The sequence below is a fragment of the Rhodoferax sp. TS-BS-61-7 genome (assembly GCF_002943465.1).
Classification (GTDB): Bacteria; Pseudomonadota; Gammaproteobacteria; order Burkholderiales; family Burkholderiaceae_C; genus Allorhodoferax.
Map to the genome: position 1 here is coordinate 172,764 of NZ_PTQY01000004.1, position 21,009 is coordinate 193,772.

At 63.7% G+C, this 21,009-nt stretch carries 19 protein-coding genes; all 19 read left to right on the forward strand.

Annotation, left to right across the window (positions count from 1 at the left end; genetic code table 11):
• Position 1: 1 nt before the first annotated feature.
• The 19 genes from C5F53_RS12405 (at position 2) to C5F53_RS12495 (ending at position 20,942) form a co-directional block, all read left to right on the forward strand.
• Positions 2-1,894 carry a DUF3483 domain-containing protein gene (locus tag C5F53_RS12405; RefSeq protein WP_105261687.1) on the forward strand — a complete coding sequence of 631 codons (1,893 nt, stop codon included), beginning with the start codon at positions 2-4 and terminating at the stop codon, positions 1,892-1,894.
• Entirely contained in the window at positions 1,891-3,003 is a 1,113-nt protein-coding gene (locus C5F53_RS12410; RefSeq protein ID WP_105261688.1) for an electron transfer flavoprotein subunit alpha/FixB family protein, read from the forward strand. The genes C5F53_RS12405 and C5F53_RS12410 overlap by 4 nt, the downstream gene beginning before the upstream one ends.
• Complete coding sequence (locus tag C5F53_RS12415; protein ID WP_105261689.1) at positions 3,000-3,752, forward strand: hypothetical protein; 753 nt, start codon at positions 3,000-3,002, stop codon at positions 3,750-3,752. The genes C5F53_RS12410 and C5F53_RS12415 overlap by 4 nt, the downstream gene beginning before the upstream one ends.
• A gap of 21 nt (positions 3,753-3,773) precedes the next feature.
• A complete protein-coding gene (locus tag C5F53_RS12420) occupies positions 3,774-5,030 on the forward strand; it encodes an aromatic ring-hydroxylating dioxygenase subunit alpha (RefSeq protein ID WP_105261690.1) in 1,257 nt (418 codons plus the stop codon).
• A gap of 45 nt (positions 5,031-5,075) precedes the next feature.
• Positions 5,076-6,179, forward strand: a complete 1,104-nt coding sequence (locus C5F53_RS12425) for a hybrid-cluster NAD(P)-dependent oxidoreductase (protein ID WP_105261691.1) — start codon at positions 5,076-5,078, stop codon at positions 6,177-6,179.
• A gap of 210 nt (positions 6,180-6,389) precedes the next feature.
• Entirely contained in the window at positions 6,390-7,427 is a 1,038-nt protein-coding gene (locus C5F53_RS12430; protein WP_105261692.1) for a glycine betaine/L-proline ABC transporter ATP-binding protein, read from the forward strand.
• Positions 7,420-8,292: a proline/glycine betaine ABC transporter permease gene (locus C5F53_RS12435; RefSeq protein WP_105261693.1), complete on the forward strand. Its 873-nt coding sequence runs from the start codon at positions 7,420-7,422 to the stop codon at positions 8,290-8,292. Before C5F53_RS12430 ends, C5F53_RS12435 begins: the two co-directional genes overlap by 8 nt.
• A 29-nt stretch (positions 8,293-8,321) precedes the next feature.
• A complete protein-coding gene (locus C5F53_RS12440; RefSeq protein WP_370446730.1) occupies positions 8,322-9,407 on the forward strand; it encodes a GlxA family transcriptional regulator in 1,086 nt (361 codons plus the stop codon).
• Positions 9,408-9,679: 272 nt separating this feature from the next.
• Positions 9,680-10,603: a choline ABC transporter substrate-binding protein gene (locus C5F53_RS12445; RefSeq protein ID WP_105261936.1), complete on the forward strand. Its 924-nt coding sequence runs from the start codon at positions 9,680-9,682 to the stop codon at positions 10,601-10,603.
• Positions 10,604-10,613: 10 nt separating this feature from the next.
• Entirely contained in the window at positions 10,614-11,474 is an 861-nt protein-coding gene (purU, locus tag C5F53_RS12450; protein WP_105261694.1) for a formyltetrahydrofolate deformylase, read from the forward strand.
• 21 nt (positions 11,475-11,495) lie between these two features.
• The gene (betB, locus tag C5F53_RS12455; RefSeq protein WP_105261695.1) at positions 11,496-12,956 is read left to right on the forward strand and encodes a betaine-aldehyde dehydrogenase; all 1,461 of its coding nucleotides are present in this window, start codon (positions 11,496-11,498) and stop codon (positions 12,954-12,956) included.
• A 19-nt stretch (positions 12,957-12,975) separates the two neighbouring features.
• Entirely contained in the window at positions 12,976-14,646 is a 1,671-nt protein-coding gene (betA, locus tag C5F53_RS12460) for a choline dehydrogenase (protein ID WP_105261696.1), read from the forward strand.
• A gap of 173 nt (positions 14,647-14,819) precedes the next feature.
• The gene (locus C5F53_RS12465; RefSeq protein WP_105261697.1) at positions 14,820-15,932 is read left to right on the forward strand and encodes an ABC transporter substrate-binding protein; all 1,113 of its coding nucleotides are present in this window, start codon (positions 14,820-14,822) and stop codon (positions 15,930-15,932) included.
• An 89-nt stretch (positions 15,933-16,021) separates the two neighbouring features.
• Entirely contained in the window at positions 16,022-16,909 is an 888-nt protein-coding gene (locus C5F53_RS12470; RefSeq protein ID WP_105261698.1) for an ABC transporter permease subunit, read from the forward strand.
• Positions 16,906-17,694: an ABC transporter permease gene (locus C5F53_RS12475; RefSeq protein WP_105261699.1), complete on the forward strand. Its 789-nt coding sequence runs from the start codon at positions 16,906-16,908 to the stop codon at positions 17,692-17,694. The genes C5F53_RS12470 and C5F53_RS12475 overlap by 4 nt, the downstream gene beginning before the upstream one ends.
• Positions 17,695-17,713: 19 nt before the next feature.
• Positions 17,714-18,772, forward strand: coding sequence for an ABC transporter ATP-binding protein (locus C5F53_RS12480; RefSeq protein ID WP_105261700.1), 1,059 nt, complete (start codon positions 17,714-17,716; stop codon positions 18,770-18,772).
• Positions 18,773-18,787: 15 nt separating this feature from the next.
• The gene (locus C5F53_RS12485) at positions 18,788-19,117 is read left to right on the forward strand and encodes a multidrug efflux SMR transporter (protein WP_105261701.1); all 330 of its coding nucleotides are present in this window, start codon (positions 18,788-18,790) and stop codon (positions 19,115-19,117) included.
• 78 nt (positions 19,118-19,195) lie between these two features.
• Positions 19,196-20,242, forward strand: coding sequence for an L-glyceraldehyde 3-phosphate reductase (gene mgrA, locus C5F53_RS12490; RefSeq protein WP_105261937.1), 1,047 nt, complete (start codon positions 19,196-19,198; stop codon positions 20,240-20,242).
• Between the two features lie 10 nt (positions 20,243-20,252).
• Complete coding sequence (locus tag C5F53_RS12495; protein WP_105261702.1) at positions 20,253-20,942, forward strand: AraC family transcriptional regulator; 690 nt, start codon at positions 20,253-20,255, stop codon at positions 20,940-20,942.
• Positions 20,943-21,009: the final 67 nt, after the last annotated feature.

The window sequence follows — 21,009 nt, forward strand, 5'->3', positions numbered from 1 at the left end:
GATGCTGCCCCAGCTCGTCAGCACGGTTTTCTGGCTTGCGGTCCTGGCGCTGGGCTGGGGCCTGGCGCGCCGCGCACTTGTATGGAAAAAGGGCCGCAAGCCCCCGGTGGATATGCGCGGGCTGCTACAAATTCCGAAGCGTTATTTTGTCGACCTGCACGATGTGGTGGCCCGTGAACCCTTCGTCGCCCGAGCCCACGTAGGGGTGGCCGGCGGCGCCATCCTCGCGCTGGCACTCATCGCTTTGAACTACGGCCTGGGCCTGTACCTGCGGGTGCTGGATGCAGCACTGCTGTTCGCCGGTGTGCTGATGGTGGCCGGCGCCAGCGCCATGGCCTGGCGCCGCCGCGCAGCACCGGCCCGCCTCTCGCGCGGCCCCTGGAGCCGCCTGCCATTCAGCTTGCTGCTGTTTGCTCTGGCCGTCAGCCTTACCTCCGCCGTGGCCCTCACCGGCACCGCACTCGCCCCGTGGCTGGCTGGCCTCATCAGCCTGGCGTTTGCTGCAGGCGCTGCGGAGCTGGCACTGGGCATCGGCCTGGGCGGCCCCATGAAACATGCGGTGGCCGGCTTGCTGCACCTGGGCTTGCACCCACGGCCCGAACGCTTTGGCACACCGGCTGAAAAGCGCTTTGCCACCGCCCTGCGCCCGCTCACCTTGACGGCCGATGACATGGGCGTGGGCAAGCCCGCCGACTTTGCCTGGAACAAGCTGCTGTCGTTTGATGCCTGCGTGCAGTGCGGCAAGTGCGAGGCCGCCTGCCCGGCCTTCGCGGCGGGCCAGCCCCTGAACCCCAAGAAGCTGATCCAGGACCTGGTGGTGGGCATGAGTGGCAGCACCGACGCAGCCTATGCCGGCAGCCCCTACCCCGGCCAACCCGTCGGCCAGCATGGTGGCGCACCCCAGCTGCCCATCGTGGGTGGCCTGATCAGCAGCGACACCCTGTGGTCCTGCACCACCTGCCGCGCCTGTGTGCAGGAATGCCCCATGCTGATCGAGCATGTGGACAGCATCGTTGACATGCGCCGCCACCTGACCCTGGTGGGCGGTGTGGTGCCCAACAAGGGCAACGAAGCGCTGGACAACCTGCGCGACACCGACACCGTGGGTGGCTTCCCTCTGAGCGCCCGCCACCACTGGGCGGCAGACCTCAACGTGCCGGTGCTGGCCGCTGGTGAATCGACCGACTGGCTGGTGCTGGTGGGTGAAGGCGGCTTTGACATGCGTTATCAGCGTACTTTGCGTGCCTTCATCAAGACGCTGCAAAAGGCCGGCCTGAAGATCGCCCTGCTGGGCGCCGCAGAAACTGACGGGGGCGACCTGGCCCGCCGCCTGGGCGACGAGGCAGGCTTCCAACGCTTGGCACGGCAGCTCATGGCCACCTTGCAGGCGCGCAGCTTCAAAGGCATCGTCACCGCAGACCCGCACCTATTCCACCTGCTCAAGAACGAATACCCCGCACTGGGTGGCCACTTCACGGTACTGCACCACACCCAACTGCTGGCCGAGCTGATGGCCCAGGGCAGCCTGAAAGCCACCCGCAGCGCCGGCGTGGACAGCCTGACCTACCACGACCCCTGCTACCTGGGCCGCTATGGCCAAGAGGTGGACGCCCCCCGCGCCGTGCTCAAGGGCATTGGCATCAAGGTGGTGGAAATGGAACGCCATGGGGTACGCGGCCGCTGCTGCGGCGGCGGCGGCGGTGCGCCGTTCACTGACATTCCTGGCAGCACCCGCATTCCCGACATCCGCATGGCAGACGCAAAAGCCACCGGCGCAGCCGTGGTGGCCGTGGCCTGCCCGCAATGCACCGCCATGCTCGAAGGCGTGGTGGGCCCACGCCCCGAAGTGCGCGACATTGCCGAACTCGTGGCCCACGCTGTGGAGGCCGTATGAACACCGCAGCACCTGCGCAAGCCATACGCCGGGTAGACCCACGCCGCCCCGCCATCATCACGCCCCAGGGGCTGCGCCGCATTGTGCTGGGCAGTACCGAAGGCGAGCGCGGTGCCGCGCGCCTGCACGCCGCGCACGACGCCCCCAAGCCCGTGCGCAGCCAGGGCCCGTTCAACCATGCCCACGTGGTGGTCACCCACACCGAACGCGGCGCCCTGGGCGATGGCGCGCGCCAAGCCCTGGCCGCCGCCGCCATCCTGGCCGATGCCGCCACCGAAGTGGTGCTGCTGGCCCTGGGCCCCTGCAAAGACGATGCGGCGGCGTTGGGTGCCGACCGCGTGCTCTGCGCAACAGACTTTGACGCCAGCTACTACCAGCCCGAGGCCGCGGTCGCCTGGCTGCAGGCGCTGCATACGCAGATGGCGGTGCGCCACTGGTTTTTTGCCGACCACACCGCCGATGGCGAGCTAGGCCGCCGCTTCGCCACCGCCAGTGGCTTGCCCGCCAGTTGCGGTGTGGCAGAGATCAACGCACGCGAGACGCGCACGCCAGCCAGCCCTACCCACGACTTCGTGCAGCCCCACACGGCCGTCCTGCTGCTGGGCAAGGGAACCGCGTCAACCCAGCTGCCATTTGTCGGTCTGGGCCAGGCGGCGACAGCCCCGGCATGGGTGAACGTGCCCCACCCCCAAGTCGAAGACCTGGGCGTGCAGGCCGGCGACCCCCAGTCGCTGGCGCTGGAAGAAGCGGACTTCATTGCCGCAGCCGGCAACGGTGTGCAGAACGTGGCCCTGTTCCACGACCTGGCCCGCAGCCTGGGTGCGGCCGTAGGCGCATCGCGTGTGGCGGTGGACGATGGCCGCTTCACCCGCGCACAGCAGGTAGGGGCCACCGGCAAAACGGTGACGGCATCAACCTACCTCGCGCTGGGTATTTCGGGGGCGGTACAACACTTGCAAGGCATCAAGGATTGCCGCCATGTGATTGCCGTAAACACCGATGCCTCCGCCCCCATGACCAAACGCGCCGACCTCACCTTGGTTGAAGACAGCGCCGCGCTGATGCAGGCCCTGCTGCAACTGGTGCGCCAAGGCAAGGAGCCCACATGAGCCGCATGACCGTGTTGGTGGCTGCCCGACAGCACCCCGTGAGTGGCAAGCCCACCCGCAGCCCGGCCGATGCCAAGGCTGTTGCCGTGGCGCTGGCCGTGCCAGGGGGTGATGTGCAACTGCTCAGTGCAGGCGCCCTGGGGGACGACGTGGCCCGGGACTACCTGGCCCAAGGCGCACGCTCCATCGAAGTGATCACTACGGACGCCGACGTGTGCGCAAGCTTGCTGCGACCGCTGAAAGAAGTGCTGTGGATTCTGACCGGTACCCGCAGCGCCGAAGAAGCGGGCGGCAACCTGTTGCCTTTCCAGCTGGGCGCCGCCTTGGGCCGCCCGGTCGTCACCCAGGTGGTGGCGATAGAAGACCATGGCGCGCACTGGATCGTGACCCAGGCCCTGCCCAAAGGGGCGCGCCGTCGCTTAAAGGTCACCGCCCCTGCGGTGCTGGCCATCAGCGAGGCAGCACCGGCCACCGTGCGCTACGCCTTGGCAGACAAAACAGCGGGCCGTATTTTCCGAACCGGTGCAGCCGCACCCGCAGAGGCTTCCACCCATGCCAGCACGCTGGTGCCCCGCAGCAAACGCCGCGCCGTGTTGCAAGCCAAGGTGGCGCAAAGCGGCCATGCCCGCATGCTGGGCGCGATCGATTCGCCCGCGGGCGGTGGCACCGTGGTCAGCGCCGGCACAGCCGAACAGAAGGCGCAGGTCCTGCTGGACTACCTGCGTCGCCATGCACTCGTCAATTTCTAGGGAAGGTACAAGAGGTACACCATGCACACCACCATTTCCGCACACACCCTGTTGACCCGCGAGTTGCTGGCGCGCCGCCGCCCCGGCTACAGCCTGGAGGCGCCGTTCTACCTGAGCGAGTCCATCCTCGCGGCCGACATGGAACACATCTTTGGCAAGCACTGGATCTTTGTGGCCGTCGAGCCGCAGATTGCCGAAGCGGGCGACTACATCACGGTGGACTTTGGCAACAACTCCATCCTCATCGTGCGCGACGACGACATGCAGGTCAAAGCCTTCCACAACGTCTGCCGCCACCGCGGCTCGCGCCTGTGCGCCAGCCACCGCGGCTCGGTGGGCAACATCGTCTGCCCCTACCACCAGTGGACTTATGACCTGACTGGCAAGCTGATCCACGCCAAACACATGGGGGAGGACTTCGACCCCTCCGGCTCCGGCCTCAAGGCCGTGCATGTGCGCAGCCTGGGCGGGCTGATCTTCATCTGCCTGGCCGAGCACCCACCCGAAGACTTCGACCAGATGGCCGCGGAGATGACGCCCTACATCGCCCCCCACCGCCTGGCCGATTGCAAGGTAGCGGCGCAGGTCGACATCATCGAAGACTGCAACTGGAAACTCACCATGGAAAACAACCGGGAGTGTTACCACTGCGTGAGCAACCACCCGGAGCTGACCATTTCCCTCTACGAATACGGCTTTGGCTACCAACCCGACGAACAGAACGCTGCGGGCCTGCAACGCTTCAAGGACGTGACGGCCGCCAACCATGCGCGCTGGGAAAGCATGGGCCTGCCCTCAGCCGAAATCGACACCCTGGACGACCGCATCACCGGCTTTCGCACGCAGCGCCTGCCGATTGACCGCACGGGCCAGTCGCAGACCATGAACACCGAAGTCGCGTCCAAAAAACTGCTGGCCGATTTTGTGGACCCGGCGCTGGGGGGCCTGTCGTTTTGGACCCAGCCGAACTCCTGGCACCACTTCATGAGCGACCACATCGTGAGCTTCTCGGTATTGCCGATCTCGGCCGGCAAGACGCTGGTGCGCACCACCTGGTGTGTGCACAAGGATGCCGTGGAGGGCGTGGATTACACCGTAGACAACCTCACCGCCGTGTGGAATGCTACGAACGCGCAGGACCGCCGCCTGGTGGAAGAGTCGCAGATCGGTGTCGCCAACGGTGCGTACGAGCCTGGCCCCTACTCGCCCTTCACCGAAGGGCTGGTCGAGAAGTTCTGCAACTGGTACGTGGGCCGCATGCGCGAGCTGACGCGCTGATCCCCGCGCCCTTTCTTTCACTGACCGATTGCCCGACACCACCGCATGAGCTTTCCCGCCCACTTGCCTGACTTTGCCGGCACGCCCTCCCAGCCCTGGTCTGCGGACCGGGACGAAACCCTGCGCTGCATCCACATCCGCCAGGAAACGCACGACGTCAAAACCTTTGTGCTGGCGGCCGATGCACCGCGCAGCTTCCGCTACCTGCCGGGCCAGTTCATCACCCTGGAGCTGGAGATAGCAGGGCAGAAAATCAACCGCTGCTACACCCTGTCGTCGTCGCCCACGCGGCCCGACGTGGTCAGCATCACGGTCAAGCGCGTGCCCGGCGGTGTGGTGTCCAACTGGCTGCATGAGCACCTGCGCGTGGGCATGGCACTGGGCGTGATGGGCCCGTCTGGCGACTTCAGCTGCTTCGTTCAACCAGCCAAACACTACCTGCTGATGTCGGGCGGCAGCGGTGTCACCCCGCTGATGTCCATGGCACGTGCACTGCACGACTTGGGCAGTGATGCCGACGTGGTGTTTGTGCACTGCGCACGCACCCCGGCCGATGTGTTGTTTGCCGAAGAACTGGCCCTGATGGCGCGCAACATGCCGAAGTTCCGCGTGGCCATCGTGTGTGAGCAACACACTGCGGGCAGCAGCTACGCGGGCCACCTGGGCCGCATGGATGCCGCACGCCTGGCGCACATTGCGCCCGACTTCATGCAGCGAGATGTCTACACCTGCGGGCCGGCACCATTCATGGGCGCCGTGCGCACCTTGCTGGACCAGGCGGGTTTTGACATGGCGCGTTACCGCCAGGAAAGTTTTTCGTTTGAAGAAACCGTGGCACCGGCAGCGCCCACCACGGGACCTGCACCCGCCGCAGCCGGTGGTGCAGTGCTGCACACCATCACTCTGAAGAAAACTGCACAGAGTTTTAGCTGCGCAGAAGACCAGACCATTTTGCAAGCCGCCTTTGCGGCCGGTGTGCGCTTGCCCTCCTCCTGCAGCAGCGGTGCCTGCGGCACTTGCAAGTCGCTGAGCCTGTCCGGCAAGGTGCAAATGCAACACGCGGGCGGCATTCGCCAACGCGAAATCGACCAAGGCTGGATGCTGCCCTGCTGCTCCAAGCCCTTGAGCGACGTGGCGCTGGACCGCTGACCCCTCAGGAGTGCATGTTCAGCCCCCCATGAAGCGCCCCATGCACTCCCTTTTTGTCGCCGCATTTTCCGCACCCTGCGGGGCGCGAAAGCCTTGCTGCGCGCGGCTTGGCGCACGAAAAACAAACCCCAAAACTAGCCCCAACTGGCTCGCCCCTTGCTTACACCACAAGCGCTTTTTGTCATCCCGCGATGAACTTTGGAGACCTCCATGTCGGATCTGAAAATCAGTGTCAAAAACCTCTACAAAATCTTCGGCAACAACACGGCTGCAGCGCAGAACATGTTGAACGAAGGTTTCAGCAAGGATGAGGTGTTTGCCAAGACCGGGCATGTGGTCGGCGTCAACCGCGTCAGCTTCGATGTCAACCAGGGCGAGATTTATGTGCTCATGGGGCTATCGGGTTCCGGCAAGTCCACGTTGATCCGGCTGATCAACCGCCTGGTCGAACCCACCGACGGCATGATCATCATTGACGACCAGAACATCGCCAAACTGCCACAGCCCGAGCTCGTCAAATGGCGGCGCAAACGGGTGGCCATGGTGTTCCAGTCGTTTGCCCTGATGCCGCACCGCAGCGTGCTGGACAACGCCGCCTTCGGCTTGGAGATGGCCGGCACCGACCGCAAGGAACGCGAAAAACGCGCCATGGAGGTGCTGGCCCAGGTGGGCCTGCACACCTATGCCGCCAAGTACCCGCACCAGCTCTCGGGCGGCATGCAGCAGCGCGTCGGCCTGGCCCGCGCACTGGCGGTGGACCCTGACATTCTGTTGATGGACGAAGCCTTCTCGGCATTGGACCCGCTCAAGCGCGTGGAGATGCAGACCCTGATGCTGGAGCTGCAACGCGTGCAAAAACGCACCATCCTGTTTGTCTCGCACGACCTCGAAGAGGCCCTGCGCATTGGCAACCGCATCGCCATCATGGAAGGCGGCCAGCTGGTGCAGGAGGGCACGGCGCACCAGATCATTACGCAGCCGGCCAACGACTATGTGCGCAAGTTTTTTGAGGGCGTCGACACCTCGCGCTACCTGACCGCAGCCGACCTGCTCGACAGCAGCCTCAACGGCCACTCGTACCACGGCGGGCCACGCCTGGCCTGGTCCACCCCCTTGCCAGACGCCATGAAGATCGTCATGGGTCTGGACGAACCCGTGGGCGTGTTTGACGCCGCGGACCACTTACTCGGCTGCATCTCTGCACGCAGCCTGCTTGTCAAAATGTCCCAGGAAGCCCGCCATGTCTGATCTCTTGACCACAGTGACCGAAGCCTCCCACAACATGCTGCCGCTGGGGCAGTGGGTGAATGCCGGTGTGAAAGTGCTGCTCGATAACGGTGCATCGGTGTTCGATTCCGTGGGTGTGGTGGTGGAAGGTTTTGCCCAGTCCATCGAGCAGGGTTTGCTGGCGATTCCCTTCTGGCTGGTCATCGCCGTGGCCACCTATGTGGGTTTCAAGCGGCTGGGCTGGGCCTTTGGCCTGTTTGTTGCTTTGGCTTTGATGCTGATTGTGGTGACCGGCTTCTGGCCCCAGACCATGGTGACCCTGGCGCTGACCCTGTCCGCCACCCTGATCAGCTTGCTGTTTGGCATTCCACTGGGCATCTGGTGTGCCCGCAACAACCATGTCAACGCCAGCGTTCGCCCTGTTTTGGACTTCATGCAAACCATGCCCGCCTTTGTGTACCTGATTCCCGCCGCCATGCTGTTCGGGCTGGGCCGCGTGCCGGGCACGATTGCGACCGTGATCTTCGCCATGCCGCCCGTGGTGCGCCTGACCAGCCTGGGTATCCGCCAGGTGAGTTCGGAGCAGGTCGAGGCCGGCAATGCCTTCGGCTGCACCTCGGCCCAGCTGCTGTTCAAGGTGCAACTGCCCATCGCCATGCCGACCATCATGGCCGGTGTGAACCAGACCATCATGATGGCGCTGTCCATGGTGATCATTGCCTCCATGGTGGGGGCTGGCGGGCTGGGCAACGACGTACTGGCCAGCATCCAGCGCCTGGACATTGGCTTAGGGTTTGAGAGTGGTCTTGCTGTCGTTTTGCTGGCTATTATTCTGGACCGCATCACCGAGAGCTTCGGTGTGGCCCGCCAGAGCCACGACAGCTGAGAACAAAAAAAGCGGATCAGGAGCAACACGTGCAACGGACTTCCCAGGACATCAACTCGGCCGCCGCTTATGGTGCGAATGAATCGCGCACCGATGGCACGCCCACGCACGTCGGCTTCATCCTGATGCCGGACTACTCGATGATCGCGTTTGCCAACGCCATCGAAACCCTGCGCATGGCCAACTACATCAGCCGCAGCACGTTGTACCGCTGGTCAGTGGTCAGCACCGACCAGGCCGGCGCCGTGGCCAGCAACGGCTTGTGTATGGCCTCGTCCTGTGGCGCAGACGCGCTGCAGGGCTGCGACATGGTGTTTGTGTGCGGCGGTGTCAACATCCGCGCCAACACCGACGACAAGATCCGCCAGCTGCTGCACCAGTGTGCCGCCAGCGGTGTGGCCATGGGTTCCTTGTGCACCGGCTCGTTTGCACTGGCCAGTGCCGGTTTGCTGGACGGCTACAAGTGCGCCATCCACTGGGAAAACCTGGCCGCCATCAGCGAAGAATTTCCCCGCGTGCAGTTCTCCACCGAAGTGTTTGTGCTGGACCGCGACCGCTACACCTGTTCGGGGGGCACCGCGCCCCTGCACCTGATGTTGCACCTGGTGCGCGCGCACCACGGTGCCAAGCTGGTGATGGACATCTCCGAGCAGTTCATTGTGGAACGCCTGCGCGCCAGCAACGACCGGCAACGTATTCCCCAGCCCGAATGCATAGGCCCGGGTTACCAGCACCTGACCGAGGCCGCCGAGATCATGGCGGCCAACATCGAAGAGCCGCTGCCACTGGCCGAGCTGGCCGCCGTGATCCACGTGTCGCTGCGCCAGCTGGAGCGGCTGTTCCACCGCTACTTCAGCATGAACCCGGCGCAGTACTACATGAACCTGCGCCTGCGCCGCGCGCAGGAGTTGTTGACGCACAGCAGCATGCCGGTGATGCAGGTCACCGTGGCCTGCGGCTTCCAGTCGGCCTCGCATTTCTGCAAGGCCTACCGCAGCCTGTTCGGCCATTCCCCCAGCGAAGAACGCCGCAACCAGGCGGCCGCCCCCGAGGCCCGCACCACCCCCAGCCGCCGGGCCAGCCCCCGCCGCTTCGAAGCCAGCGCCCACGCCTGAGGTCGGCGCCATCCGGCACAACGCCCGCAAGGGGCAGGTGTTTTCACGCCCGCTTAATTGCTATTTATTTAATAGCTGTTTGCGCAATATCCATGGGGCTCAACGGCACATTCTGCCTAAATTTGTGCATTCCCCACCCATGCCGTTCTGGAGCAATTTCACGTCGTTCTGAGCAAAGTTAGACACCGCCAAGCTGCCAAAGTCGCAGGGCGTTTAGTTCGACACTCCCCCACCTCACACGATTGGAACTGGTCATGAAACTCACCGTCTCGATGCTGGCTTGCGCAGCCGCTGTACTCTCCCTCACCGTGCCCCTGGCCCACGCCGAAGACGCCAGCTGCAAACCCGTGCGTTTTGCCGATGTGGGCTGGAGCGATATCGCCGCCACCACCGGCCTGGCCTCGGTGGTGCTGGAAGGCCTGGGCTACAAGCCCACGGTGACCATCGCGTCAGTGCCCATCACCTTCGCAGGCATCAAGTCCAAGCAGATCGACGCCTTCCTGGGTTACTGGAACCCCAGCATGACGCCCATGATCGAGCCCTTCGTCAAGGCTGGCCAGATCAAGGTGCTGGACCAGCCCAACCTGGTGGGCGCCAAGTACACCCTGGCCGTGCCCGCCAGCCTGTACGACAAGGGCCTGAAAACCTTTGCCGATATCTCCAAGTTTGAAAAAGAACTCGGCGGCAAGATCTACGGCATTGAGCCCGGCAACGATGGCAATGCCCTGATCATCGACATGATCAAGAAAAACGACTTCAACCTCAAGGGTTTCAAGATCGTGGAATCGTCCGAGGCCGGCATGCTGGCCGAGGTGATGCGCTCGGGCAAAAGCGGCAAACCCATCGTTTTCCTGGGCTGGGAACCGCACCCCATGAACGTGCAGGTCAAGATGAAATACCTGGAAGGTGGCGATGCCGTGTTTGGCCCCAACCTGGGCGAAGCCAAGGTGTTCACCGCCATCCCGCCAGCCTACGAGACCCGCTGCCCCAACGTGGCGACCTTGCTGAAAAACCTGCAGTTCACCACCGACATGGAAAACAGCGTGATGCTCTCCATCATGGACAAGGCCAAACCCAACAAAGCGGCCAAGGACTACCTGAAGAAGAACCCTGCCGTGCTGGACACATGGCTGAAGGGCGTGAAGACCTTCGACGGCAAAGAGGGCTTGCCTGCGGTGTTGGCCACGTTGAAGTGAGCGCCGCTGCATGAGCCTGGACACCGCCACCCACTACTGCCTGAACCTGGCCTGTGGCAGCGCCCGCGGCCAGGTGGCCGCCATTTCGAACCTGTTGAACGAACATGGCGCCTACATCGAGCAGTTCTCCGTGTTTGACGACCACACCACGGAGCGGTTTTTTGTGCGCGGTGTGTTCAGTCTGCGCAGCCCGGTGCAGGTGCTGGAACATGCCCTCACGGCGCTGGCCAGCACCTTCCCCGATGCGCAGTGGAAGGTGCACGACCTGGCCGTGCCTACCAAAGTGGTCATCATGGTGTCCAAGTTCGACCACTGCCTGCGCGAGCTGATTGCGCAATGGCGACGCGGCGAACTCAGCATGGACATCGTGGCCGTGGCGAGCAACCATGCCGACCTGGCCAGCATCGCCCAGGCCGAGGGCCTGCCGTTTCACCACCTGCCCATCAGCGCCGACACCAAGCCGCAGCAAGAGGCGCAGCTGGAAAACATCATCACCGAAAGTGGCGCCGAATTCGTGGTGCTGGCCCGTTACATGCAGGTGCTCAGCGAAGACCTGTGCCACCGCCTGCATGGCCGTGTCATCAACATCCACCACTCCTTCCTGCCCGGTTTCAAGGGCGGCAAACCTTACCAACAGGCCTTCGAGCGTGGCGTCAAACTCATTGGCGCCACGGCCCACTTTGCCACCACCGATCTGGACGAGGGTCCTATCATCGAACAATCCGTCGAACGCGTAGACCATGCAGACACCCCCCAGAACCTGGCCCAGGCCGGTAGGCTGGTAGAGAGCTTGGTGCTCTCGCGTGCCATGCGTTTTGTGCTGGACCGGCGTGTGTTCATCAACGGCAAAAAAACGGTGGTGCTGCGCTGAGCCACACCCCAAAGGACACTTGTGACGGATCTTGTCATCCCCAGTTTTATCGACGGCCGCGCCGTGCACGGCAGTGGCGCGCGTTTTGACACCATCAACCCGGCCACGGGCCAGGTCATCGCGGATGTGCATGACTGCACGCAGGCCGATGTGGATACCGCGGTGGCCGCCGCCCAGCGTGGTTTTGCGGTCTGGTCGGCGCTGACCGGCACCGAGCGCGGTCGCATCCTGCAGCGCGCGGTGCAGATCCTGCGCGAACGCAACGACGAACTGGCGGCCCTGGAGGTGCAGGACACCGGCAAACCTTGGCAAGAGGCCCAGGTGGTGGACGTGGCCAGCGGTGCAGACTGCATCGAGTACTTTGCCGGCGCCGCTGCCACCCTGGCCGGAGCCCAGTACCCGCTCAAAAACGCCTTCGCCTATACCCGCCGCGAGCCCCTGGGCGTGTGCGTGGGCATAGGTGCCTGGAACTACCCCATCCAGATTGCCTGCTGGAAATCCGGCCCCGCGCTGGCCGCAGGCAACGCCATGATTTTCAAGCCCTCGGAGCTGACACCCATGACAGCACTCAAGCTGGCCGAGGTGTACCTGGAGGCCGGTGTGCCGCCGGGCGTGTTCCAGGTGCTGCAGGGGCGTGGCACTACGGGCGCCCTGTTGGCCGCGCACCCCGATGTGGCCAAGGTGTCCGTCACCGGCTCGGTACCCACCGGCAAACGCGTCATGGCCAGCGCCGCCGCGACCCTCAAGCGCGTGACCATGGAGCTGGGGGGAAAGTCACCGCTCGTGGTGTTTGAAGATGCCGACTTCGAGCAGGCCGTCACCGCCGCCATGATGGCCAACTTCTACACCCAGGGCGAGATCTGCACCAACGGCACCCGCGTCTTCGTGCAGCGCAGCATCCTGCCGCGCTTCATCGCTCGCCTGAAAGAACGCACCGCGCTCTTGCGCGTGGGCGACCCCATGCACCCCGACACCGAAGTGGGCGCGCTGATTTCTGCCGCGCACCGCGACAAGGTGATGGGTTACATCCAGATCGGCAAGGATCACGGTGCCACGCTGGTCTGCGGCGGCCACACCGTGGCCGTGCCCGGCATGGAAAGCGGCTACTTTGTGGCCCCCACCATCTTTGCCGATTGCACCGACGCCATGCGCATCGTGCAGGAAGAGATCTTCGGGCCAGTGATGTCCATCCTGGCGTTTGACGACGAAGCCGAAGTGCTGCGCCGTGCCAACGACACCCGCTTTGGCCTGGCGGCCGGTGTGTTCACGCGCGACAGTGCGCGCGGCCACCGCATGGCGGCCGGCCTGAAAGCCGGCATCTGCTGGATCAACAACTACAACATCACGCCGATTGAAATGCCGTTTGGCGGTGCGCGTGAATCCGGCATCGGCCATGAAAACAGCATGGTCGCGCTGGAGCACTACACCCAGCTCAAAACGGTCTACGTCGAACTCGGCCAGGTGGCCTGCGGCTACCGCTAACCCTTCGCCACGCCTTGCCATGCGCACAGAAACTTTTGACTACATCATCGTGGGCGCCGGTTCTGCCGGCTGTGTGCTGGCCAACCGCCTGACCGAGGACCCCGAGGTGTCGGTGCTGCTGCTCGAAGCCGGCCCCGGCGACAAAAGCATCTTCATCCACATGCCTTCGGCCTTTGCCTACCCGCTGGCCAACGACAAGTACAACTGGTACTACCACTCCGAGCCCGAGCCCTTCATGAACCACCGCGCCATGTACTGCCCGCGCGGGCGGGTGCTGGGCGGCTCGTCCTCTATCAACGGCATGGTCTACATCCGCGGCCACGCCATGGACTACGAGGGCTGGGCGTCCTACGCCGGACTGGAGAACTGGTCGTATGCCGACTGCCTGCCCTACTTCCGCAAGGCCGAAACACGGGCCAAAGGCGGCGACGACTACCGGGGCGACAGCGGCCCCCTGCATGTGTCCACGGGCGCCTGCAAAAACCCACTCTACAACGCCTTCATTGAGGCCGGCCAGCAGGCTGGTTATGCGCGCACCGAAGACATGAACGGCTACCGCCAGGAAGGCCTGGGCCCCATGGATATGACAGTGCACAAGGGCCGCCGCTGGAGCACCGCCATGGCCTACCTGCGCCCGGCCCTCACACGCCCCAACCTGCAGGTGCGCACCCGCGCGCTGGTGGCCCGTGTGAGCTTTGCGCCCGACACCAGCCCGCCCCAAGCCACAGGGGTGGAGGTGGTCAATGGCCACCGCACCGACCACATCCAGGCCCGCCGCGAGGTGATTTTGTGCGGCGGTGCCATCAACTCGCCGCAGTTGCTGCAGCTCTCCGGCATTGGCAACCCCGATGCCTTGCGCGGGCTAGGCATCCGTGTGGTGGCCCCGCTGCGCGGCGTAGGTGAGAACCTGCAGGACCATCTGGAAACCTATGTGCAGTACGCCTGCAAAGAGCCCATCACGCTGTACAGCGCGATGAACCCGATCGCCAAGGTGAAGATCGGCCTGGAGTGGATGCTCAAGGGCACGGGCCTGGGGGCGACCAACCATTTTGAATCGGGCGGTTTTATCCGCAGCGAGGCCGGTGTGCAGCACCCGGACCTGCAGTACCACTTCCTGCCCATGGCGATCAGTTACGACGGCAGTGCGCCAGCCAGCTTCCACGGCTTCCAGGCGCATGTGGGCCCCATGCGCCCGACCAGCCGGGGCTCCGTCAAGATCAAAAGCGTCAGCCCCAAGGAGGCGCCGCGCATTCTGTTCAATTACATGGCCACCGAGCAGGACCGCAAGGAGATGCGGGCCGGTGTCCGCCTGACCCGTGAAATTTTCCGCCAACAGGCCTTTGACCGCTTTCGGGGTGACGCTGTGTCACCCAAGGACAATGTGCAAACCGACGCAGAGATTGACGCCCACATCCGCGAACATGCCGAAAGCGCGCTGCACCCCTCCTGCACCTGCCGCATGGGCAGCGACGAGATGGCCGTGACCGACGGCAGCGGCCGCGTGCATGGGGTTGCCGGCCTGCGGGTGGTGGACGCGTCCATCATGCCCGACGTGGTGAGTGGCAACCTGAATGCGCCCACCATCATGCTGGCCGAAAAAATGGCCGACACCATCCGCAACAAAACAGCCCTGCCCAGGTCCAGCGCGCCGTTTTTTATCCACCCTTCATACGAAACGCAACAACGCTGAAGCGAACGGAAGCGCAAGTAAAAGAAAACCGTCATTTTCTAGTTCAGTTGCGACACATGCAATTGCGCCAAAGGGCGGTTCAGGGGGAAGATGCTAAGGCCGTCATGCATCCGTCACAGGACTGTCATTCGGGCTTTGAATACTGGTGACGCTTTCTTTTCATAGGGAACTTTATGTCTACACGTTTTTCTGTTCGCCCCGCGCTGAGCGCCTTGACCACGGCCGTTCTGGCCGTTTGCGCAGCACCTTCTGCCCACGCCCAATCCGCTGAATTGATTGCGGCAGCCAAGGCCGAAGGCCAGCTGACAGTGATCGCCCTGGCGCGCAACTGGTGCGGCTACGGCCCCATCATTGATGCGTTCAAGGCCAAGTACGGCATCAAGGTCAACGAACTGAACCCCGATGCCAGCTCCGGGGATGAAATCGAAGCCATCAAAGCCAACAAAGACAACAAAGGCCCGCAAGCCCCGGACACGATTGACGTGGGCCTGTCCTTCGGTCCGGCCGCCAAGGCCGCCGGCCTGATCCAGCCCTACAAGGTTTCCACTTGGTCCACCATTCCCGATTCCGCCAAGGACCCCGAGGGTTACTGGTATGGCGACTACTACGGCGTGTTGGCTTTTGAGGTCAACACCGACATCCTCCCCAAGCCCCCCACGGATTGGGCTGACCTGCTCAAGCCCGAATTCAAAAACGCCGTCGCTTTGGCCGGAGACCCCCGCAGCGCCAACCAAGCCATCCAGGGCGTGTATGCCGCAGGCCTGGCATCGTCTGGCGGTGACGCATCCAAGGCAGCAGCCGCCGGCCTGAAGTACTTCTCCGACATGAACAAGGCGGGCAATTTTGTGCCCGTCATTGGCAAGGCGGCCTCGTTGGCACAAGGCACCACGCCCATCGTTATTCGTTGGGACTACAACGCACTGGCGGACCGCGACACCCTCAAGGGCAACCCCAAGGTGGAGGTGATTGTTCCGAAAACCGGTGTGGTCGCCGGTGTGTATGTGCAGGCCATCAGCGCCTACGCGCCCCACCCCAACGCCGCCAAGCTGTGGATGGAGTACCTGTACTCGGATGAAGGCCAGCAAGGCCTGCTGAACGGCTACTGCCACCCGATCCGCTTTAACGACATGGTGGCGAAGAACAAGTTCACCAAGGCCTCCATGGACAAGCTGCCGCCTGCAGCGGCGTATGCCAAAGCGGTGTTTCCCACCTTGGACCAGCAAAATGCGGCCAAGGAAACCATCACCAAACAATGGGACCAAGTGGTGGGTGCCACCGTCAAGTAAGCCTTTGGCTTGAACATTGCTAACCGGGCAAGGCCGCACACCGCGGTCCTGCCCGTTTTTGTTTGGTACTGCCCCTGCATGAATCACCCATGACTGCTGCATCCCCCTCTCACGCACCGCCCGCGGTGGCTGCCAAACCGGCCTACCACCTGATCGGCGTGTTGCCCTTCACGGCGTTTGCGCTGATGTTCCTCATCTTGCCGACCGCCTACCTGATGGTGGGCGCGTTCCAAGACGCCCAGGGCCACTTCACTCTGAATAACATTCGCGACCTGATGCAGGCCAACGTTCTGGATGCCTACTGGATCAGCATCAAAATCAGCGCCATGTCGGCGATTGGTGGCGGCGTGTTGGGCTCTGTGCTGGCATGGGCTGCGGTGATGGGCAAGCTGCCTGCCTGGATACGCCCGACGTTGATGACGTTTTCGGGCGTGGCCTCCAACTTCGCCGGTGTTCCCCTCGCGTTTGCTTTTCTGTCCACCCTGGGGCGCATGGGCCTGGTCACGGTGCTGCTGCGCACCTACTTCGACATCAACCTGTACGCCACCGGCTTCAGCATTCTGAGCTTTGTGGGTCTGGCCCTCACCTACCTGTACTTCCAGATTCCGCTCATGGTGCTCATCGTGACCCCGGCACTGGAAGGCCTGAAGAAGGAATGGCGCGAAGCCTGCGACTGCTTGGGCGGCACGGCGTTCCACTACTGGCGCTACGTGGCCTTGCCAGTGCTTTGGCCCAGCATGGTGGGCGCCATGCTGCTGCTGTTTGCCAACGCCTTTGGTGCGGTCGCCACGGCCTACGCGCTGACCGGTAGTTCGCTCAACATCGTGCCCATTCTTTTGTACGCGCAGATCCGCGGGGACGTGCTGCACAACCCCAACCTGGGCTACGCCATGGCGCTGGGCATGATTCTGATCACCGGCCTGGCCAACGCCGGCTACATGGTCCTGCGCAGCAAGACCGAAAGGAGCCGCGCATGAACCGCCAGTCCCGCCTCGGTGCCTGGATCGCCATGGCCATCGGCGCCAGTTACTTTCTGATTCCACTCATCGCCACCTTCGAGTTCAGCCTGCGCATGCGGCGCGGCGAATACAGCTTCGATGCCTACCGCGTGGTATTTGCCGACCCGCAGTTCCAGACCACCTTTGGTTACTCCATCGTGATGGCCGTGGTCACCATTGTGGTGGGCGTGTTGCTGGTGGTGCCCACGGCCTACTGGGTGCATTTGCGCATGCCCAAGCTGCGCCCGCTGGTGGAGTTCATCACCCTCTTGCCCCTGGTGATTCCGGCCATCGTGATCGTGTACGGCTACCTGCGCATGTACAACAGCAGCTCCTTCATTCCGCTCACCGGCAGTGAGCGGGCCACTGACTTTTTGCTGATGTGCAGTTATGTCACGCTGTCGCTGCCTTACATGTACCGCTCGGTGGACACGGGGCTGCGCACCATTGACATCCGCACCCTCACCGAGGCGGCCGAGGTGCTGGGTGCCAACACCGCCACCATCCTGTTCAAGGTGATTTTTCCCAACATCACCTCAGCCATCCTGTCCGGTGCCTTTCTCACCTTTGCGGTGGTCATCGGTGAGTTCACCATGGCCAGCCTGTTGGACCGTCCGGCTTTTGGCCCCTACCTGCAGCTCATTGGCGCCAACCGCGCCTACGAGCCGTCGGCACTGGCCGTCATTGCCTTCCTGCTGACCTGGGCCTCGATGGGCCTGATCCAGGTCTTCGGCCGCAACGCTGCGGCACGCACCCAAAAATAACCGTTACGAGAACTCCGACATGGCTTTTCTGGAAATCTCCCAGCTGCAAAAACACTTCGGCACCCACACCGCCGTCAAGGACTTTTCGATCTCCATCGAGAAGGGCGAGTTCATCACCTTTCTCGGCCCTTCCGGCTGCGGCAAAACCACCATCCTGCGCATGCTGGCGGGTTTCGAGTCACCGTCCCAAGGCAGCATCGTGTTTGACGGTCAGGACGTGACCCAGCTGCGCACCAGCCAGCGCAATGTGGGCATGGTGTTCCAGTCGTATGCACTGTTTCCCAACATGACGGTGGCGCAAAACATCGGCTTCGGCCTGAAGGTGGCCAAGATGCCACAAGACCAGATTGACGCACGTGTGCATGAAATGCTGGCGCTGATCAAGCTGGAGCAACTGGCCGACCGTTACCCCTGGCAGATGTCGGGCGGACAGCAGCAGCGCGTGGCCCTGGCCCGGGCGATTGCCAACAAGCCCAAAGTGTTGCTGCTCGATGAACCGCTGTCGGCACTGGACGCGAAGATCCGCATCTCTTTGCGTGAAGAAATCCGCGCCTTGCAGCGGACCCTGAACATCACCACCGTGTTCGTCACCCATGACCAGGAGGAAGCCCTGTCCATCTCCGACCGCATCGTGGTGCTCAACGAAGGTGGTGTGGAACAGACCGGCACGCCTTCCGAGATTTACAACTTCCCGCGCACCCGTTTTGTCGCCTCGTTTATCGGCACGCTGAACCAGGTGAACGCCACCGTGGCCGATGTGCAAGCCGGCACCCTGCGTGTGGGCGACCAGACCCTGACCAGCAGCCACCCCCTGACCGGCCTGCAAGCCGGCCAGTCCTGCATGCTGGCCCTGCGGCCCGAGGCCGTGAGCCTGGCCGAACCCGAGACCGGCAAAAACAACCTGCAGGTGGTGGTGGACGATGTGAGTTTTCTGGGCTCTATTGTGCGCATCCGCACACGGACGGGCGACCAAGTGGTGTCGCTGGACGTCTTTAACGACCCCAACCGCCAACTGCCCCAGCGCGGCACTCCGGTCAACCTGAGCTTCGCACACGAGAACCTGCTGGTACTGCAGTAAACCCGGGCCCCGCGCATGAACTGGTTGTACCTGGCGATTGCCATTGCCTGCGAGGTGGTGGCCACCTCGGCCCTCAAGGCCACGGAAGGTTTCACACGCTGGCAAGCGTCGGCGCTGGTGGTGGCGGGTTACGGGCTGGCCTTTTTCTTTCTGTCGCTCACCCTGCGCAGCATCCCGGTGGGCATTGCCTATGCCATCTGGGCCGGAGCCGGCGTGGTGCTGGTGTCCATCGCCGGCTGGTTGCTGTACCAGCAGGTGCTCGATGGCGCTGCCATCCTCGGCATCGGTCTGATCGTGGCCGGTGTGCTGGTCATCAACCTGTTTTCCAAGGTGGTGGTGCACTGAAACCCTGCGCCTTCAGGCGCCCCCAAAAAAGGCCACAATGCTGCACTTCGTTGTTCCACCTTTTTTGTGAAGCGCACCATGTACCACGCAGCCTCTGACCGTTACGACGGACGTGTCCCCTACCGCTATTGCGGCAAAAGCGGCCTCAAACTGCCCGCGGTGTCGCTGGGCCTGTGGCACAACTTTGGCGATGCCACGCCTTTCCAGACCCAGCGCGACATGCTGCGCACAGCCTTTGACCTGGGTATCACCCACTTCGACCTGGCCAACAACTACGGCCCGCCCTACGGCAGCGCCGAGACCAACTTTGGCGAACACCTGCGCCGCGACTTCAAACCCTACCGCGACGAGCTGATCATCTCCAGCAAGGCTGGCTACGACATGTGGCCCGGCCCCTACGGCCAGGGCGGCGGTTCGCGCAAGTACGTGCTGGCCAGCCTGGACCAGAGCCTGAAACGCATGGGCCTGGAGTACGTGGACATCTTCTACAGCCATCGCTTTGACCCCGACACCCCGCTGGAAGAAACCATGGGCGCACTGGCCACGGCCGTTCAACAGGGCAAGGCGCTGTACGCCGGCATCAGCAGCTACTCGGGCACCAAAACGCGCGAAGCTGCGGCCATCCTCAAGAGCATGGGCGTGCCCATGCTGATCCACCAACCGTCGTACAGCCTCATGAACCGCTGGATCGAAGAAGACCTGCTGGACGCACTGGATGAGACCGGCATGGGCTGCATCGCCTTCAGCGCGCTGGCCCAGGGCCTGCTGACCAACAAGTACCTCAACGGCGTGCCGGCCGACGCCCGCATCAACCGCCCCGGCGGTGGATCGTTCAACAAGGACCACCTGAGCGAGCAAAACCTCAAACACGTGCGTGCGCTCAACGACATCGCCCAGGCACGCGGCCAGAGCCTGGCGCAAATGGCCACGGCCTGGGTGCTGCGCGACAAGCGCGTCACGTCCGCGCTGATTGGCGCAAGCAAGCCTGAGCAGATCGTTGACCTGGTGGGTGCCATGAGCAACCTGACCTTCAGCGCCGACGAGCTGGCAACGATTGATCAACACGCGGTGGACGGTGGCATCAACCTGTGGAAACGCCCTTCCACGGACCAGCGCCTGGCCTAAAGAACTGACGATGCACGCCGCCCATGGCTCCCTGTCGCTGCGCCAGTACGGCCCATCGCCGGGTAGCCATGCGCACGACCATTTCCAGGTGTTGCTAGGCCTGGAAGGCACGCTGGAGCTGGAAGTGCAAGGCCGCGGCCAACGCGTCACCGCCGGCAGTGGCTGTGTGATTGCGCCGGGTGAGCGGCATGACTTTGAAGCCGACGGCAAGGCGCACTGCCTGGTGCTGGACACGGCCGAAGCCGGCTGGGCCCAGGCCGTGGGCGCCCCGGTGCAGCCGGCGACTGCGCTGGCCCTGGCGCGTTACCTGCAACTGGCCCTGGCCCGGCAGGACAGCCTGGCCCAGCACTACGGCCCGCTGTTGCTGCTGGACTGCTGGCGTGCGCCACAAACCCGCCCCGCCCGCAGCCAACGCCGCATCGACTGGAACAGCCTGACCACGTGGTGCCAGCAGCAGTTGCACACGCCACTCACCGTGGCCGACCTGGCGCAACAGGTGTTTCTGAGTCCCACCCAATTTGCCGTGCGCTGCCAGCACGAAACCGGCATGCGGCCCATGCAGTGGCTGCGCGACCTGCGGCTGCAACGCGCCCGCCAGCTGCGCGCCCAGGGCTTGGCCATGGCCGACATTGCCGGGCGCTGTGGCTACCAATCGGCATCGGCCCTAACCGCCGCGCTGCGCCAGCACACCCGACACTGAACACCGGCAGCACCGTGGTTGGGCGACAACCCACCGTCGTTGCGCACTAGTCCCTGCGGCTAAGCTT

Bases quoted from the DNA above. Each gene is read 5' to 3' on its own strand.
- C5F53_RS12480 (WP_105261700.1), top strand. From the start codon at position 17,714: ATGGCTTTTCTGGAAATCTCCCAGCTGCAAAAACACTTCGGCACCCAC.
- C5F53_RS12445 (WP_105261936.1), top strand. From the start codon at position 9,680: ATGCTGGCTTGCGCAGCCGCTGTACTCTCCCTCACCGTGCCCCTGGCC.
- C5F53_RS12470 (WP_105261698.1), top strand. From the start codon at position 16,022: ATGACTGCTGCATCCCCCTCTCACGCACCGCCCGCGGTGGCTGCCAAA.
- mgrA (WP_105261937.1), top strand. From the start codon at position 19,196: ATGTACCACGCAGCCTCTGACCGTTACGACGGACGTGTCCCCTACCGC.
- C5F53_RS12430 (WP_105261692.1), top strand. From the start codon at position 6,390: ATGTCGGATCTGAAAATCAGTGTCAAAAACCTCTACAAAATCTTCGGC.
- C5F53_RS12485 (WP_105261701.1), top strand. From the start codon at position 18,788: ATGAACTGGTTGTACCTGGCGATTGCCATTGCCTGCGAGGTGGTGGCC.
- C5F53_RS12465 (WP_105261697.1), top strand. From the start codon at position 14,820: ATGTCTACACGTTTTTCTGTTCGCCCCGCGCTGAGCGCCTTGACCACG.
- C5F53_RS12435 (WP_105261693.1), top strand. From the start codon at position 7,420: ATGTCTGATCTCTTGACCACAGTGACCGAAGCCTCCCACAACATGCTG.
- C5F53_RS12415 (WP_105261689.1), top strand. From the start codon at position 3,000: ATGAGCCGCATGACCGTGTTGGTGGCTGCCCGACAGCACCCCGTGAGT.
- C5F53_RS12475 (WP_105261699.1), top strand. From the start codon at position 16,906: ATGAACCGCCAGTCCCGCCTCGGTGCCTGGATCGCCATGGCCATCGGC.
- purU (WP_105261694.1), top strand. From the start codon at position 10,614: ATGAGCCTGGACACCGCCACCCACTACTGCCTGAACCTGGCCTGTGGC.
- C5F53_RS12495 (WP_105261702.1), top strand. From the start codon at position 20,253: ATGCACGCCGCCCATGGCTCCCTGTCGCTGCGCCAGTACGGCCCATCG.
- C5F53_RS12420 (WP_105261690.1), top strand. From the start codon at position 3,774: ATGCACACCACCATTTCCGCACACACCCTGTTGACCCGCGAGTTGCTG.
- C5F53_RS12410 (WP_105261688.1), top strand. From the start codon at position 1,891: ATGAACACCGCAGCACCTGCGCAAGCCATACGCCGGGTAGACCCACGC.
- C5F53_RS12405 (WP_105261687.1), top strand. From the start codon at position 2: ATGCTGCCCCAGCTCGTCAGCACGGTTTTCTGGCTTGCGGTCCTGGCG.
- C5F53_RS12425 (WP_105261691.1), top strand. From the start codon at position 5,076: ATGAGCTTTCCCGCCCACTTGCCTGACTTTGCCGGCACGCCCTCCCAG.
- betA (WP_105261696.1), top strand. From the start codon at position 12,976: ATGCGCACAGAAACTTTTGACTACATCATCGTGGGCGCCGGTTCTGCC.